At 36.2% G+C, this 679-nt stretch carries 1 protein-coding gene; it reads right to left on the reverse strand.

Features of this window, described 5'->3' with window-relative positions; all coding sequences use genetic code 11:
* On the reverse strand, window positions 1-643 hold a 643-nt coding region (locus tag N1032_RS25645; protein WP_259543427.1), incomplete at its 3' end, for a phage DNA encapsidation protein.
* Window positions 644-679 lie beyond the last annotated feature (36 nt).

A 679-nucleotide genomic window follows, 5' to 3' on the forward strand; every position in this document is an offset into this window, starting at 1 on the left:
ATTCTATCGCTACAGTGAGTTTTGATTCGCCATATGAATATACGTCAATTGTTCCCTGTTTCATTTTGGGAACGTGTACTAAACCCATCTCGTTAAAGTACGGACAAAATTTATTGACCGTGTTACCGAGCATATAAATTTTTACGTCCTCTCTTTTTCGTACAATTGTAGAAACGCAGTTCATAAAGAGGACAAATTCGTCATTTAAATAAAGACGGTTAGTAAGAAATTCATCAAAAATAATGATGCCTATATTTGGATATGACGTAGATTTATCATGTTCCCCGGATGATAGGGCGAATGAATAGGCAAGAATATTTGTATCGGAATATACAGCTTTACCGTTTTCATCATAGGTGCAAAGATACCAGCGACCAGCGAAATAATGAACCCCTGTATATTCGCCTTTGGTTAATTTTTCTACCTCTTTATTTTCATTGATACCGTTAAATAAAGAAGCCGCCCGGCGACCTGTAATATCTTCTTTCCAGCGGCGAACGTAACCAATTTGTTTACCAGTTTTGATAAACTCTTTTAGCCCTTTCAGGAGTAGGGCATATGTTTTACCGTTACTACGTTCACCGAAAATTACATTATAGACGGCGTTCTTTTTGTCTATGGCGTTTGTATTGTAATATTTCATAGGTTAAATTCATCCTCATAAATTGTATAACCGTCT

The organism is Herbiconiux daphne (genome assembly GCF_024979295.1).
Lineage (GTDB): Bacteria > Actinomycetota > Actinomycetes > Actinomycetales > Microbacteriaceae > Herbiconiux > Herbiconiux daphnes.